The organism is Hymenobacter sp. FMD4 (assembly GCF_058932745.1).
Genome location: NZ_JBZYWH010000012.1, coordinates 85,167 through 100,853, shown reverse-complemented (window position 1 = coordinate 100,853; position 15,687 = coordinate 85,167). Strand labels below are relative to the sequence as shown.

The following is a 15,687-nucleotide window of genomic DNA, read 5'->3' as shown; positions in this document are numbered from 1 at the left end:
AAGCCAGCAGACCGTGCGCGTGGAAGCGCCACTTACCTATTGACACCAAAAAAAGGCCTTGGCGAGTTGCCAAGGCCTTTATCAGGTCAACTATCAAGACGGCAGCTATCAGCCTGGTGTTGAGTAATGTTCGTCAATGGCTTTGCTCATGGCCGTTTGAAAAGCGGCCAGCAGCTTGGTGCGTTCCGCGTCGGGCATGCTTTGCAGCGTTTGCTCGATGGTACTGCGGTACACGTGCGCCATAAAATTGGCGCCATAGGTAGTCAGAAAGCCGTCGTGGACTTTGTTGAAGGTCAGCTTCTCAGCCGAGGAAATGGAAAGCGACAGCGCCAGCCACTCCTTGGCGTTATTGGCAAGACTGCGTTGCAGGTCTTCATCCATAGGAGTCAAGAAAGGGAAAGTCTAGGTCCTACCGCTCGCGGCGGTAAGGCAAAAACCGATTAGGAACAAACGCGGCGATGCGAGGGCCTACACCACCGTGCGCTGCATAAAAGTCTTTCACGGCCGATTCCAGGGCCGGGCCATCGTGCAGGCCCACCGTGGCAAATACGTCCTGAGCGGCGAGCGGGGCGGCTAAGTTGCTCAGCCGGCAGCGGTCCACGCCCAGCGGATGCTCGATGTAGAGGCGGGCTCCGTCGAGGGCGGCGTGCTCGTGCTCGTAGCGCCACACGCGGTCAAACGCAAGCCGGGTGCCCATTTCCTGGGCGGTGGGGGCAAAACCGAGGCTTCGCAGGTAGGTATCAGTCATGTCGATAGGGGAAATAATATCAGGAGGCAGCAAGCACTTCGGCCGGCCAGTTGACCTGCCGCAACAGCACCCGAAACTCGGCTTCGGACGCCACGCGCCCTTGGAAGGAATACAGCAACTGGCCGTCTACGGATTCGAGCAAGGTCAGCTCGCCGTCGTCGTACAGCACTACAGTTTCCTGCCCACACTCGCTGGCGCGACTGTAACGGGTTTGGTGCGGCGGCGAGGAAAACCGCGCAAAGCCAAATGCCTGCAATAGCTCGGCGGATGGCTGGTAAGGGCTCAGCATGTAAGGGGGCGGGGGCCGTGAGTAAGGCGCCAAGGCCGGCGCCGGGTGGTATGGTTGCTTGCGCAGAATGCCTATTCTGCCACTGTCATCAGTGTCGCTACCACTACTGCCGGTACTAGGTCAAGCGGCACCGGCTCAGTTAAGTTCAGCTAATATCGACATATATTTTTCCAACCACACCGCTTCGCTGTTTGCCGCACGGCTTTCCTGCCGGCCAAGCTGCTTAAGCAGCCACCTTTTGAGCTACGAATCAAGCAGCATCTGCGCATGAGCGGGCCTTTGCTCTGGATGCGCGTTAAAAAGCCCTCTAGTTCAGCACAAGTGCCTTTTTAGTCGATCAATGGTCGATCAAGGACCTTTGTTACTTGAGTGCTCTAATTAGATGATCCAACATGGCAGCAAAACCATTCCACACCTTATCAGTGCGTTTAGAGAAGGGCTGCTCAAGGCATTTCTCGACCCATTAACTGATAGGAAGAGGCCAAGCTACTGAACCGCCGATCATGCCCACGGTTAGCGGCTGCTCCACCCGATGGTTTCCGCTCAACTGACGCTCAGCGAAACTAAGGCGGACCGCCATCAGCAGCACTAAACCAGATTCAAACGGCTCATCAGGCTCGAGCGGTAAGCATTGCCAATGGGCACAGATTCTTTGCGGCCGCCGTCCACCGTGAGGGTATCTCCCTCGATGGCGGACACGCGGCGCAGGCGCACGATGTATTTGCGGTGCACGCGCACAAAGTCGCGGGCCGGCAGGCGGGTGAGCATATCCTTCATGGTAATGTACACCGTGTAGCGCTCAGCAGCAGTATAGACATTGACGTAGTCGCCAAGGGCTTCCACGTACACGATGTCGGCGGTACTTACGCGCACGAGCTGGTGGCCCTGTTTCACGAAGATGGCCTCGTGCCCATGCGCCACGCCCGATTCGGCCGAGTCGTTGACGAGTTGGAGCAGATTTTCCAGATCCTGCCGCTCCTGCTCTATTTGCCGCCGTGACCGGCGCAACTCCAGGTGAAGCACCACTTCGCGGGCCAAGGTCAGCAGCGCATCCCGCTGCGGCGGCGTAAGGCGGTGTGGTTTGAAGTCGAAAGCGCAAATAGAGCCCAGCATATGGCCATCCGGCGAAATCAGCGGCGCACTCACGTAGAAGCGTACTCCGGGCGGATGTGCTACGAAGGGGTTGTTTTTGAACCGTTCATCCTGGGTAGTGTCCTCCACTTCAATCAGGCCTTCATGCACCACCATTAGGTGGCAGAAGGTCGTATCCATCGGGATGCTTTCGGGCAGCTCCACGCCCACTTTGGCCTTGAAAAACTGACGCTCCTCGTCCAGAAAAGTCACCAGCGAAACAGGCGTACCCAGGATATACCCTGCCAGCCGGGCCAGGTTGTCGAATACCTCTTCGGGAGGAGTATCGAGCACTTGGTACGAGTGCAGCGCAGCTAGCCGTTCCTGGTCACTAAGGGCCCGTAGCACGCGAGCAGCGTAATCAGCGGGCAAGTGCTGCAGGAAAGTAGGCAGGAGCGGCAACTGAACGTCGGCAAGATCAGACATAGGAAAACTAAACAAGAAGGCAGCCAGCTGGCAGGCAACCGCGCTCGGCAGAGCATTTAGAAGTGTAAAAATACACGGACTGAGCGTGGTGCCCGCCGAGAATTGGCACAGAAATCCGCTGATAGCTGCCTTTGCCATCGGAAAAATTCGTTCCGCCACTTCCGGCACGCGTAGGCCGTCAAATACTTAACTCAACGCCGTGCAATCCGACAATTGCCCTTTCCCTGAGTGCTGCTCTAGCGCCTCACATATGCCGGCTATATACAACGCATTTTCCAAGCCGTGTAAAGCACGTTTGAAAACTTAGAGTGCGTCTGATAAACAGTTACATCCTCTGCACTATTGACATTTTGAACAAAGTAAAAGCCCTGCAAATGTTTTTGCAGGGCTTTTACAAAAGACTTCTAACAGAATGCGTCTGTCGCAACAAAGGGTTATTTCTACTTTTGCGTGGCGGCCCAAGCGTCCATGGTTTTTTCGGCAATGGCTAGGGGCATGGCCGCGTTCCGGAGCAGTTCGTCGTGAAAGGCGCGGAGGTTGAACTTAGGACCGAGCTGCTTTTCGTATTTGCTGCGCAGGCTGATGATGTGCATCTGACCCGTTTTGTAGGCCAACGCTTGCCCGGGCCAGGCCATGTAACGTTCGATTTCGGCCACGGCCGCTTGCTCGTCTATGGGGCGATTGGCCTTGAGGTAATCGATGGCCTGCTCGCGGGTCATGTTCTTAGCATGCATGCCCGCGTCCACCACCAGGCGGATGGCGCGGTGCATTTCGCCATTGAGCGCACCCATGCGCTGGTACGGGTCGGTGTAGAGGCCCAGCTCCTTGCCCAGGCTTTCGGCGTACAGGGCCCAACCTTCGCTGAAGGCGCTGTAGAACGCAAAGCGGCGGAACTTGGGTAGGTTCTCATTTTCCTGCTGCAGAGCTACTTGGTAGTGGTGCCCCGGAATAGCCTCGTGCAGAAACAGCGACTCCATGCCGCGGGTCACATTGTACTTCGTGGCATCGAGAATAGGCACGTAAAAGATGCCCGGCCGCGACCCGTCGGGTAGGCCGCGGTTGTACTGCGCCGAGGCCGAAGCCGCCCGGAAAGCCTCGGTTTGGCGCACCTCAAAGCCCGTTTTGGGCACTCGCCCAAACATCTTCTGCAGGTTCGGGTCGATCTTGGCTTGGATACCCCGGTACACGTTCAGCACTTCTTCGGGCGTTTTGAAGGGCATGAACTTTGGGTCGGTGTTTAGGTGGGTGAAGAAGGCATTCAGGTCGCCTTTAAAGCCTACCTCGTTTTTAATCTTCTCCATTTCACCCCGAATGCGCTTCACCTCCGCGAGGCCCGTCTGGTAAATCTGATCGGGGGTGCGGTCGGTGGTAGTCCAGAACTTTACGGCGTATCGGTACATATCCGGGCCACCGGGCACGGCTGCAATGCCTGTAGTAGTACGAGCCTTGGGTAGGTACTCATTCTTAAGGAAGTCGTGCAGCTTCTGGTAGGTGGGCACCACCTGCTGGCTGATGGCCTGCTGGTATGCTGCTGTGAGGCGCTGCTGCTCGGCGGTGGGCACCGCGGCCGGAAACTTAGTTACCGGGCCGTAAAAGATGCTCTTGGAGGCATCAGGAGTTACCATGGCCTGCAGCTGAGGAAGCATCTTTTCTACCAGCGGCCGAGGCAGCACCACCCCGGCCCGTATGCCGCGGCCGAAGTTGCTAATGGCTGAATCGGCCCACACGGGATAAGCGCGCACGCGACCGAGCCAGTTGTCATAATCCTGAGTGGTTTTGAAGGGCTGATTGCCACTGCCGGCGCCGTATTGCGCCAGCGTGATAGGCAGTCCGCTCATCTGATTGAAGGGCATCATCCACGAATTCTGCTTCAGGCCGTCTAGGCGCATTTGCATTTCGTAAAGAAAGATGTCGTAGCTGACGCGGTCGTTCTCCGAAAGCTTGGAGCGGTCAACTTTCTTTAGGGCATCGAGGTACTGCTGAAAGAACTGCCGCTGGGCCGTACGATAGGCCAGGGTGTTGTCATTGGGCAGTTGGTCGTTGTAGCGGTTGTCGCCTTGCGAAGTAGCTTCCAAAGGAAACAGCCGGGCACGCTCATCCCAGTATTTCTCGAACATGGCCGCTAAGGCTGGCGAATCGGCGGCAGTGGGCGCGCTAGTATGGCTCATAAGGCTGCCCAGCAAGGCAATGGCCAGTGCGGCTGATAGGAATAGCTGTTTCACGCAGACGGGAATGGTAGTGGTGATGGACTAATGTAGCGCCAATCAGGCATAGAAGCGCTCAGCCCCACCCTTCCGCTGCAAGAGCCAAAGGTGAGGGTCACTGTCAATCACCCACAGCGTCGTACAGCAAGTTACTACGAAGGTGAGCGTATTGGCAGAGCTTAAATGGGTTTTGAAATATATAGCAGGTGTAAGCCCATTTACCCCTATGCTGAGCGCACTACCGATGCTATTTGGAACCGGCCTGGAAGGTACCGATGCTGGTGCGCGGATATGCAGCGAGCTGCTGCGATAGAAGGGTTGCGCAGAGCGTCACACAATCACGTCACCGCAGGTTTCTTTCACAGCCGGCCAAGCCGCTCAAGGTCATGAGCAGTACCAGCAGCAAGACGTACGTCAACACAACAATAGTTTAACAAATCGGAATAAATAGGGAAGTCCCCACCAGCACTTTCAGGCCTAGGCATCAACAAAACAATGCAAAAAGGTTTCGGCCTCGCGCGACTCCCAATCACACAGAAAGGTGGGCATAGTGGCCTATAGACGCACAAAATTGGTTCTGACCAGTTAGCAACCTGCATTCAACAAACGGGGCGAGCATCATATATTGGGAACCTCTTTGCCATGCTCGTTTATGAAGCACTTCTCTCTCTTCCTGCTGGCTCTGGCTAGTCCTTTGGCCGCGCTGGCCCAAAACTCCACGCTCACCTTCACGCCGCTCGCTGCCCTACCCGATGGCGGCCGGTACGGTATGGGTTACACTCAGGATCAAACTTACCTATACATGGTCGGCGGCGGCAGTCCGGCCAATGCTTTCAGCAACGAAGTGTATCGGTACAACCCTGCCACCAACAGTTGGGGCACCGCCCCGCTCAGCAGTGGCCAGGTAGTGCAGCACCGCTTTGGGGCGGCCGCTATCCTACCCACTGCCGGCAATGCTTTGCTCTACGTGCTCAACGGCGCCACTGCTTCCGGCCCGATGCCTTCGATGGCCAGCCTGCAAACCAGCGACGGGGTGCTGGCTCAGAACTACAGCAACTCCACGCCTAGCTCATCGGCTGGGGTAGCAGTCTGGAATGGCTTGCTTTACGCTTACGGCGGGCTGCTGGCCAACGGCTCCTACAGCAACTCGCTCCGGGTATTTAGCCCGGCCACAAGCACCTGGACCATATTGGCCCCCATGCCGGAGGCCAAGAGTACTTACGGGGCCGCCGTCAATGGCAAAATCTACACCTTCGGGGGCTTCAACGGGGCGGCCAACTCGGCGCGGGTGGACGCTTACGACATTGCTACCAACCAGTGGCAAGCCTTGGGCACGCTGCCCACCACGGTATCGAGCCAGGCGGTAGCTGTCCAGGGCGAATGGGTCTGGCTGGTGGGCGACTTCAACGCCCAGAACTACTTGGCAGCTTACAACACCCGTACCGCTCAGCTGCGCACTTTCACGTCCAATCTACCGCCGCGTCGTAATGCGGCGGCGGCTATCCGCAACAACGTGCTTTACGTGTGGGGCGGCAACACCGCTTCGTCCAACACCTCTACCCTCTCGGACATGTGGCAGGCCAATGTTGCGAACGTGCTTGCTGCTTCGGCCAGGCGGCCGCTACCGCAGCTCATTGCTTATCCAAACCCTAGCGCCAGCGGCGACTTTGTACTTGACTTGCCTGCCGGAGCCCACACCATAGAAGTACGCGACGCCCTCGGCCGCCTCGTGCACGCAGCCTCGCCGACGGTTTCAGGTGGGCAGTATCAGCTTCGCCTTGAGGCACAGCCAGCTGGAGTGTATTCGGTGCGCGTGGGCACCAGCCAAGGCTTGAGTGCGCCTTGCCAGCTGCTACGCCAGTAAGCCTCGATGCACTCTGTACTAGAAGATAACCGAAGCTTGCTGTTTGCTTTGGTCATATTCCCAACGAAACAAACCCTGGTGCATACGCCAGGGCTTGTTTCGCTGAGCAGACACTCAAGCATATTATCTCTTACAGCTTCCCGATGCCGGCGTTGGCAGTTACCACGGCCTTTACTTCGCTGGCTGGGTTCAGTACGGCGGAGTACGCGTATGGTGGCGTGAAAGAGCACGACGAGTTGGTAGGCTGCGAGCCGCTGCAGGCGCTGTACAAATTATTGATGGCGGCCCACTTGCCTAAGGTTGCGCTGTTCTTGCTCACCACCGGGTCGCGCACGTCTTCGGAGTGGTTTTGCTCCGCGCGGATGCAGGCATTGACGCGAGTGTTCACGCCTGAGCCTGATACTTTCCGGAAGTAGTTGTTGAACACGTGGGCCGTGCCACCCCGTTAGCTGGGCAGGCGCTCCTTGATGTTATAGTAATAGTTGTGGTTAATAGTTGTGGTGAAAGGTCATGCGGCGGTCCGATACATCGGAGTCCGATGAACCCACTAGGTGTGCCTTGTGGTGGTCGTGGAAGTAATTCCAGGAAATGGTGATGTAAGCACTGGTGCTCTTGGCATCGATCAGGCCATCGTAAAGATCCTGATTGGTTTGCGTGGCGGGGTCACGGTTGAAAAACTCGCAGTGGTCGATCCAGACGTTGGCACTGCTGCCCCGAATAGTCACGCAGTCGCCGTCGTTCACGGCTACTTGGGGCCGGCCCTAGGAGTTGATGTACGTGTTGGTCACCGTCGACATGGTGAACTTCAGGTTTTGCACAATGATGTTGCGCTTGCTACTGATGTTCAGCCCCACCCCTTCCAGAAAGCCAGCCGTGCCCACGCCGAGTAGGGTTTTGTTGGAGTTGACGTTGATGGACACACCCTGCGTACCGCCCGATATTTTGCGGTCGATGCGGATGATGTAGGGCGTGGTGCTGGTAGCGTAGCTCTGCAGCTATTCCAGCGTGGTGGCTGTGACCGTGGCGCCCCCGCCCTTGTGCCGCCATTTTGGGTTCGATATCGGGAACGTTATCGGTGGTTAGTCTAAATACCCTCAAACGCATCTGGCCAGTTAAAAAGCAAAACGCTCCGACGGCCGTCTGCCGAGGGAGCGTTTTTACTTGAAGCCAGTCGCCACGCATGGTACCACACCTGAAACCACGCGAGTTGCCGCATATTGGCGACTGGCTACACCTGATTAAACGGGAAACACCTGCGCCGGGAGACGCCATAACTACGGCTTTTGCACTGCGTAATGCGCGGATTTTGGTGTGCGTAATTTTCGGGCAGCTGCACAGTACACGCGGTTATTTCGACCAGTGCTACGTAAAATTCCGTGACTTAACCCGGCTGTATTACAGTTACTGCCTAGGCCGGTGCATGCCCTTAGCCAAGGCTGTGCAAGCAAAGGGCTGGAAAGTGGGAGCTACCGCTCGCGGCGGTAAGGCATAAAACGAAACGGCACGATGTGCGGCACGCGCTGCCCCACGCCGCCGTGTGCTGAATAAAAGTCCTTCATGGCCTGCTCAAACGCGGCACTATCGGTCAACGATACAGTGGCAAATACATCTTCAGGTGTCATGGGGGCCACCATGGCGCTCAGGCGGCAGCGGTCCACGCCGAGCGGGTGCTCGATGAAAAGCCGGGCGCCGTCGCGGGCCATTAACTCGTGCTGGTAGCGCCACACACGGTCGAAACCAAGGCGGCCACTGGTTTCTTGTTGGGCAGGAGCAAAGCCGAGGCTCCGCAGGTAAGAATCAGTCATGCGAATCAGAAAAAAAGAATAGAAAGAAATGTATTCCAACGGGTAAGGCTTACCGGTTAAACAGTCAGCAAACCCGCTGTGACCAAGCTGCAGTGGTTTGATATGTAGCCTTGGCTAACCCGCGGCGCAGCAGTATTAGCCTGTCGGGCTACTGACCAGTAACCAGGAGTAGGAATACAGGTGAAAAATGAAGGAGTGTCTCCCCAGGAGGCAGCAGGCGGCAAGCAGTGTACGTCAATAACTGCTTTACAACTGTTGGCCACGGTCACATGCCAGTACGGAGCGTAGCCGAAGAATCCGGACGGTTCTGCTAAGTACAGTCAAACCGAAGTCATTAAGGCCACGCAGGGGCGCACTTTTAACTTGACCTGCTTTCCGAACATGTTCTTGGTCAGAGGTTTTCAAAATTGAGAATGCTCGGTATTTACAACCCAAGGCAAGCCTTAACCTTTCTCAAATATATTATAAATAATATTATTGAATATTAATATTGAAAATCAATGCATTGCACTAACTGGGTAGAAAGATGCGAAACGTGGTGCCCTCTCCTACTTCACTGCTTACTTCCACGTGCCCTCCAGCCTGATGCACCAAACGGTTGACGAGGTACAAGCCCATGCCCGAGCCTAATACTTCAGGATGAAAGCGGCGAAACAACTGAAACAACTCCTGCCCATGGCGCTGCAAATCGATGCCGCGGCCGTTGTCTTGCACGATGAGTACGGCCAAGCCCTGCTCCAGCGCTGTGCATACGCGCACGTGGGGGCGGCGGCCGGGCTGGGCGTATTTGAGGGCATTACTGAGCAAATTGTAAAGCATGCTGTGCAGACCGGCCCGCGCCATCCGCAAGGTGGGTAAGGCCGCAAAATCCAGCTCAAACACGGCATCAGCAGCATGACTGCGCTGCTGCAGGCTGCGAATAATCTCGTCGGCGAATGGCCGCAGCTCTACTTCCTCCACCGGTACTTTCTCCAATTGCCGCTGCAGCTGCACCACCTCAGTAAGCCCCTTGATGGTGCCCAGAATCTGCTGCAGCGCATCCTCAAACATGCTCATCATGCTGGCAGCGTCGGGGTCGTTGAACGTGGCGCTGCGCTTCAGTTCGGCAAAGAGCCCGGCCATGTTATCGATGGGCTGCTTCAGGTCGTGCGAGGCCGTGTACACGAAGCTGTCGAGGTCGGCATTGATGCGGGTGAGCTGCTCGTTTTTGCTGACCAGCTGCTCGTTGGCCTGCACCAACTGCTTACTCTGCTCTTCGGCATAGGCCTTGGCCCGCAGCAGTTCCTGCTCATATTTGCGGCGGTCGGTGATGTCGAACAGCGTGACGCGCACCACCAGCGGCTGGTCGTTGGAATCGCGCAGCAGTACGGCATTGATGAGCACGGGCAAGGTAGTGCCGTCTTTGCGTCGCAGCGAGTAGCTCAGCTCGCGCACCTGACCCTGCAGCAAGAGCAAGGGCGCGCAGTGGGTTTCGTAGTGCATGCGGCCACCTATGGTGAGCAGTTGTTGCAAACACATACGGGCCACCAATTCGTAGCGGGTGTAACCCAGCCAGCCGAGCAAGGTACGATTGAGCTTTACCAACGTGCCATCGGGCAGGCATGAGCAGTAGCCACAGGGAGCATATTCGTAGAGGTCGTCTACATTTTCTTCGGTCAGGCGCAGGTCCAGCTCCGGCAACAGCTCATCGTTGGCATCGCTCATACGGTAGCAATACGCACGGAATCCAAAAATTGGTTGATGGCGGCGATAGTCTCGTGCGGTACGCTAAGGTGCGGGCAGTGGCCGGAGGTATCCAGCACCACCAAGCGGCTGTCGGGAATCTGCCGGTTCATGTACTCGCCCACGGCCATGGGCGCAATGACATCCTGCACACACTGAAGCACTAAGGTGGGCACAGTCACCTTGGCGAGGTCAGCCCGATTATCGGACAGAAACGTGACCCGCGCAAAGTGGCGGGCAATGGAGGGCTCGGTGCTACAAAAGCTATTGTTGAGCTCGGTGGCCAGCTCTGGCCGCTCGGGATGACCCATGATAACGGGCGTAATAGCCGCCGACCAGCCCAGGTAATTATTATCCATAGCCTCGATCAGCTCTTGGATGTCGGCCTGCTCAAACCCGCCGGTATAGCCCGCCTCGGCGTCATTAATGTAGCGGGGCGAAGGCCCTACCAGGATCAGCTGCTCAAAACGTTCGGGTTCTTGGTTCACGGCTAGCACCCCAATCATGGCACTTACCGAATGCCCCACGAAGATGACCCGGTCCAGGTTCAGGGCGTGCAGCACCGCTAGCACATCGTTGGCGTGGGCTGCCAGCGAATCGTAATGAGCGGGGTCGTAAGCTTTCAGGTCCGATTTGCCGGCGCCTATTAGATCCAGCAGCACCACTTGGTAACGGTCTTCAAACGCCGGGGCCACCAGCCGCCACATGCGCTGGTCGCAGCCAAAGCCGTGAACGAATACGATGGCCTGCTCGCCATTGCCAGTTACCGTGACGTTGTTGCGCTTCAGAATGTCCATTGCTTGCTTCGATTATGGTTGGGAGCGGCAGGCCGCCGCCCGTGGCGGCCCGGCCGCATGCCTGCAAGGTAGGCTATACTTTTCGCAGCCGAAGCGGTCTTAAATGCGTCGCGGCTGGGAGGATTTAGCCTAGCCATTACTTTCGAATAGCCTACGCTTGAGCCCGGCTGTCACTGCCGCCCGACGTTTACGACACCAGCTGCCGCGCCTCCTGCAGCCAGCGGTGAGCCTCCTGCTTGTTGCTGAAAGTGCGCATCTGAAAATGCTGCCCGATGCTTTGGTGCATGGCCTCTGCAGAAAGAGCGGCAAAGGACTCGGGGCTGACCACATGGGCAAAATGCGTAAGCCCACCGGCTATAGCCCTAGGTGTCCAGTCAGTAGCAATCCATTCCACAGCGTGGTCCCAAGGGCCCACCACCAAGCTGTTATCGTTAAGCAAAAGAGGACACTGGTGCGTGTTCAACGCCTCCAAGCAAGCATTGGCACCGGCTACGATACCAGCGTAGGTCTGATAGCCGATCCAGTTATTGTATACAAAGCGGTATTGCTCATCGTACTCGATGGTCAAGTACACTTTGCCGAAAGCATTAGTAAGCGTTGTTTTCATGACCTCAGCAAATCGACAGTCACCCACTTACGGCCGGAGCCGGCTGTGGCCCAAGAACGCGCCTACTTCTTAGGCTGGGCCTTTCCGCTTAAAAGTACTACAAATTCATCCCGATCAATGCCCGGGCGCAGGTTCAGCAGGCGCGTATACCAGCACGTGGGCCGGCGGAAGATTCAGCAGCACGTGCTGGCGGCTGATGGGTCGGAAAAAGCGTTCGAACAACCGGGTATTGCGAAGCGAATATTGAAATAAAACGAGCTTGCCGGCTGACCCTAGCAGCTGCCGGGTATGCTCCATGATGCGCCAGCCCAGACGCCGCGGCAGGGAAGAAAAAGGCAGCCCGCATACTACATAATCGGCTTGGCTGAAGCCCAGCGGCCGCAGGTACTCCGCCGTTTTATCGGCCGAGCCGTGGATGATGTGCACGTTGGCGTGCGAGGCGTACCGCTCACGCAGCAACTCGCTAAAGCGCCGGTTTACCTCCACCAGCACCAAGGCCGTTTCGGGGCGCCGACGGCGCAGCAGGGCTTCGGTAAAAACGCCGGTGCCGGGGCCGTATTCCACAATGCACTTGGCCGTAGCAAAGTCGATGGGGGCCATAACCTGCTCGGTAAGCTCTGCAGAGCTGGGCACCATGGATCCGACGGTGGCGGGGTTTCGGATGAACTCTTCGAGAAAAGAAGCCATAAAGAAAAAGCTGCGGTTTTAGGAGCGGCTTCTTGTACGCTGCTACGCCGTATGAAGGCGGTCCTGGAATAGGCTTTTTGATCAGAAGAGCGTGTTGTGCAGCCATCAACGCCCTCGGCAATCCAGAGGCGGCGGTGCTGCTTGAGGAAGTGCTTGATCAAGTTAGCAACACCAACATCCTTCACTTGCCTCTAAATCATGCACAATTGGGCTCAAGCTGGGCCATAACTCACTAGGTTCTCGTTCGTTGAGGATCTGTAACCCAAGCCCGACGCTATGCGCAGTAAACCCATCCGCCCGAAGGCCCACGGCGCCATTGATTATGGCTTTGTGACCTTGCAAGCTCTGGCTCCTACCCTCTTGGGCCTGCAGGGGCCGGCCCGTATGCTGTGCTACACTTTCGCCGGCGCCCAAGGGCTGCTCAATGCCACTACCGACCACCCGCTAGGCCTAAAGCGCTGGGTGCCGCTACGAGTGCACGGCCTCGTGGAAATCCCCTTCGTGCCCGCTCTACTGGTGCTGCCGTGGCTAATCGGCGCCCTGAAGCAACGCAATGCCCGGCGCTTTTTCATACCGTTTTTCGGTATCGCCTTGGCCAACTTTCTGCTCAGCGACTACAACGCTTACGAACAGAAGCCGAACGAGCAGGGCGAGGCTACCGGCAGGTAGCCCAGTCCCCGACTGGCGTCATGCCTGCTAGTCGGAGCTTCTACCTCAAACCAAGAGTTGCGCCTTACGACTGGCTTCGAAAACGCGCCAAGTACGGCGCCGTGCGGCTTTGCTTGGCTTTGGCCACGTCGGCTGGCGGACCCTGAGCTACTACGTGGCCGCCTTCGTCGCCGGCGCCGGGCCCCATGTCGATAACCCAGTCGCTACCAGCCACCACGCGCATGTCGTGCTCCACCACGATGACGGTGTTGCCGGCATCTACCAGGCCCTGCAGCTGCGTCATGAGTTTCTCCACATCGGCAGGGTGCAGGCCGGTGGTGGGCTCGTCGAGCACGTAAAGCGAATTGCCGCGGCCTTGGCGCTGCAGCTCCGTGGCCAGCTTGATGCGCTGCGCCTCCCCGCCCGACAGCTCGGTAGCAGGCTGGCCGAGGCGCAAGTAGCCCAGGCCCACTTCGCGCAGCACCGTGAGGGCGCGGTGCACAGCAGGCTCCTCGTCGAAGAACTGCCAGGCGTCGTCTACGGTCAGGCTCAGCACCTCCGCTATGTTCTTGTCGCGGTAGGTTATTTCGAGGGTTTTGGCGTTGTAGCGGGCGCCGTGGCATACAGGACAGGGCGCGTACACGCTCGGCAGAAACAGCAGCTCCACCATCACGAAGCCTTCGCCCAAGCAGTTTTCGCAGCGACCCTTGGCCACGTTGAAAGAGAAGCGGCCGGCATCGTAGCGGCGCTTGCGGGCGGCGGGCGTGGCCGCGAACAGCTTGCGCACGTGGTCGAACAGGCCGGTGTAGGTGGCCATGTTGGAGCGCGGCGTGCGCCCGATGGGTTTCTGATCGACGCGCACCAAACGCTTAATCTGCTCCAGCCCGCTCACGATGTGCCCGCCGGTAGCGGCGGGGGCAGCACGCTCCAGCGGGTCGGCTTCGGCTTCTTCTTCAGCCTCGATTTCCTGCCCCAAGTGCTCGGCTACCAGCTCCACCAACACCTGGCTGACCAAGCTGGACTTTCCGGAGCCCGACACGCCCGTAACGGTGGTGAGCACACCCAGCGGAAACGCCACGTCGAGCCCCTCAAGGTTGTTGCGCGTGATGCCGGCAAGCCGCAGCCAGCCGCGGGGCGTGCGCGGCTCCCGCCACTCAGCGGCTTCTTTATCGGCATGAAACAGGTAGCGGCGCGTTTGGGAAGCGGCGACATCGGCCAAACCTGCGGGCGCGCCGCTGTAGAGCACCTCCCCGCCCCGCTCACCGGCGGCCGGGCCCACGTCCACCAGCCAATCAGCCTGACGTACTACGTCCAGATTATGCTCCACCACGAAGAGCGAATTGCCGGCGCTTTTGAGGCTGTGCAAAGCTTTGAGTAGGGCTTCGGTATCCGAGGGGTGCAGGCCAGCAGAAGGCTCATCCAGCACGTAAACCACGCCGAACAAGTTGGAATACAGCTGCGTGGCCAGCCGTAGGCGCTGCAGCTCGCCCGGCGACAAGGTGGGCGTGCTGCGTTCCAGCGACAAATAGCCCAGGCCCAGATCGAGCAGCACCGCGAGGCGCGCTACCAGATCCTGCGCAATGCGTTGCGCCACAATGGCCTGCTCAGGATGCTCCGCGTCGTGGTCCTGGCGTTTAGCCGTTCCTTCAGCGTACGGACGCAGGAGTCCGGCTACCCGCTTCAGAGGCAGCGCGGCCATCTCGGCAATATCCAACCCGGCAAAAGTAACCGACAGCGACTCGGGCCGCAGGCGCTTGCCCTGGCACAGCGAGCAGGCGGTGCTGAGCATGTACTGCAGGGCCCGCTTCTTCATCAGGGGGCTTTGGGTATTGGCGAAAGTGTGCAGCACGTGGCGCCGGGCGCTGCTGAAGGTGCCCATATAGTTGGGCTGCTCCTTGTGCTTAAGGGCGCGCTGCGTTTCCTGGGGCGTATAACCAGGGTACACCGGCACCACCGGCTGCTCGTCGGTAAACAGGATCCAGTCGCGCTGCTCCTGCGGCAGTTCTTGCCAGGGCCGGTCCACGTCGTAGCCGAGCGTCACGAGGATGTCGCGCTGGTTTTGGCCTCCCCAGGCTAGGGGCCAGGCCTGAATGGCCCGTTCCCGGATGGTAAGCGTGGGGTCGGGCACCATGCTCTGCTCCGTCACTTCGTAGATGCGGCCCAGGCCGTGGCAGGTGGGGCAGGCACCTTCGGGCGTGTTCGGCGAAAAGGCTTCGGCGTAGATGATGCCCTGCCCGGCGGGGTAGTCGCCGGCGCGGGAGTAGAGCATGCGCAGCAGGTTCGAGAGCGTAGTGACGGAGCCCACCGAGGAGCGCGTGGTGGGCGTGCCGCGCTGCTGCTGCAGGGCCACGGCCGGCGGCAGCCCCTCGATGGTATCTACCTCAGGCACGGCCATCTGGTGAAAGAGCCGCCGCGCATACGGCGACACCGATTCCAGGTAGCGGCGCTGTGCCTCAGCATATAGGGTACCAAAGGCCAAGGACGATTTGCCGGAGCCCGATACGCCGGTGAACACCACCAACGCATCGCGCGGGATGTCCAGGTCGACGTTCTTAAGGTTGTGCTCCCGGGCGCCACGTACGCGCACGAAACCAGTGAAGTCGGCCGCTGCCGAAGAGTGAGCCTTTGATGCCATAGCTGAGTTGTCGGTGCCGCTGCGAAATAACCATTGGTTTGGAACCCTCATACGCAAGCGGCGCGGCAGCATCCAACCCCGGCAGGCAGTAGTCTGGCGGGCAAGGGGTTGAGGGTAGCTGAAG

General features: G+C 58.4%; 15 protein-coding genes and 1 pseudogene. 2 read left to right on the top strand and 14 right to left on the bottom strand.

Annotated features, from left to right (window positions below; translation table 11 throughout):
* Positions 1-108: 108 nt before the first annotated feature.
* The 5 genes from AC5FXY_RS12880 to AC5FXY_RS12860 form a co-directional block, all read right to left on the bottom strand.
* On the bottom strand, positions 109-381 hold the full coding sequence (locus AC5FXY_RS12880) for a hypothetical protein (protein WP_493557093.1): 273 nt from the start codon (positions 379-381) through the stop codon (positions 109-111).
* Between the two features lie 28 nt (positions 382-409).
* A complete protein-coding gene (locus tag AC5FXY_RS12875; protein ID WP_493557092.1) occupies positions 410-748 on the bottom strand; it encodes a hypothetical protein in 339 nt (112 codons plus the stop codon).
* A 19-nt stretch (positions 749-767) separates the two neighbouring features.
* The gene (locus AC5FXY_RS12870; protein ID WP_493557091.1) at positions 768-1,037 is read right to left on the bottom strand and encodes a hypothetical protein; all 270 of its coding nucleotides are present in this window, start codon (positions 1,035-1,037) and stop codon (positions 768-770) included.
* A gap of 588 nt (positions 1,038-1,625) precedes the next feature.
* Positions 1,626-2,594: a GAF domain-containing DNA-binding protein gene (locus tag AC5FXY_RS12865; RefSeq protein ID WP_493557090.1), complete on the bottom strand. Its 969-nt coding sequence runs from the start codon at positions 2,592-2,594 to the stop codon at positions 1,626-1,628.
* Between the two features lie 440 nt (positions 2,595-3,034).
* Positions 3,035-4,816, bottom strand: a complete 1,782-nt coding sequence (locus AC5FXY_RS12860; RefSeq protein ID WP_493557089.1) for a DUF885 domain-containing protein — start codon at positions 4,814-4,816, stop codon at positions 3,035-3,037.
* Between the two features lie 634 nt (positions 4,817-5,450).
* Between AC5FXY_RS12860 and AC5FXY_RS12855 the strand changes: the two genes are divergently transcribed.
* Complete coding sequence (locus tag AC5FXY_RS12855) at positions 5,451-6,662, top strand: T9SS type A sorting domain-containing protein (RefSeq protein ID WP_493557088.1); 1,212 nt, start codon at positions 5,451-5,453, stop codon at positions 6,660-6,662.
* A gap of 130 nt (positions 6,663-6,792) precedes the next feature.
* Here AC5FXY_RS12855 and AC5FXY_RS12850 read toward each other — a convergent pair.
* The 8 genes and pseudogenes from AC5FXY_RS12850 to AC5FXY_RS12815 all read right to left on the bottom strand — a co-directional run.
* Positions 6,793-7,095: pseudogene (locus AC5FXY_RS12850) on the bottom strand (pectate lyase family protein); the annotation flags it as partial.
* Positions 7,096-7,150: 55 nt separating this feature from the next.
* Positions 7,151-7,405 (bottom strand): pectate lyase family protein, encoded by a 255-nt coding sequence (locus AC5FXY_RS12845; protein WP_493557087.1) that lies wholly within the window; start codon positions 7,403-7,405, stop codon positions 7,151-7,153.
* An 18-nt stretch (positions 7,406-7,423) separates the two neighbouring features.
* The gene (locus tag AC5FXY_RS12840) at positions 7,424-7,582 is read right to left on the bottom strand and encodes a hypothetical protein (RefSeq protein ID WP_493557086.1); all 159 of its coding nucleotides are present in this window, start codon (positions 7,580-7,582) and stop codon (positions 7,424-7,426) included.
* A 546-nt stretch (positions 7,583-8,128) separates the two neighbouring features.
* A complete protein-coding gene (locus tag AC5FXY_RS12835; protein WP_493557085.1) occupies positions 8,129-8,467 on the bottom strand; it encodes a hypothetical protein in 339 nt (112 codons plus the stop codon).
* A gap of 510 nt (positions 8,468-8,977) precedes the next feature.
* Positions 8,978-10,171 (bottom strand): PAS domain-containing sensor histidine kinase, encoded by a 1,194-nt coding sequence (locus AC5FXY_RS12830; RefSeq protein ID WP_493557084.1) that lies wholly within the window; start codon positions 10,169-10,171, stop codon positions 8,978-8,980.
* Positions 10,168-10,986, bottom strand: coding sequence for an alpha/beta fold hydrolase (locus tag AC5FXY_RS12825; RefSeq protein ID WP_493557083.1), 819 nt, complete (start codon positions 10,984-10,986; stop codon positions 10,168-10,170). The genes AC5FXY_RS12830 and AC5FXY_RS12825 overlap by 4 nt, the downstream gene beginning before the upstream one ends.
* Before the next feature lie 187 nt (positions 10,987-11,173).
* Complete coding sequence (locus AC5FXY_RS12820; protein ID WP_493557082.1) at positions 11,174-11,593, bottom strand: STAS/SEC14 domain-containing protein; 420 nt, start codon at positions 11,591-11,593, stop codon at positions 11,174-11,176.
* Positions 11,594-11,707: 114 nt separating this feature from the next.
* Positions 11,708-12,280, bottom strand: coding sequence for a class I SAM-dependent methyltransferase (locus AC5FXY_RS12815; RefSeq protein WP_493557081.1), 573 nt, complete (start codon positions 12,278-12,280; stop codon positions 11,708-11,710).
* A gap of 276 nt (positions 12,281-12,556) precedes the next feature.
* Between AC5FXY_RS12815 and AC5FXY_RS12810 the strand changes: the two genes are divergently transcribed.
* On the top strand, positions 12,557-12,949 hold the full coding sequence (locus AC5FXY_RS12810) for a hypothetical protein (protein WP_493557080.1): 393 nt from the start codon (positions 12,557-12,559) through the stop codon (positions 12,947-12,949).
* 64 nt (positions 12,950-13,013) lie between these two features.
* Here AC5FXY_RS12810 and uvrA read toward each other — a convergent pair whose 3' ends face one another.
* Positions 13,014-15,563 (bottom strand): excinuclease ABC subunit UvrA, encoded by a 2,550-nt coding sequence (uvrA, locus tag AC5FXY_RS12805; protein WP_493557079.1) that lies wholly within the window; start codon positions 15,561-15,563, stop codon positions 13,014-13,016.
* Positions 15,564-15,687 lie beyond the last annotated feature (124 nt).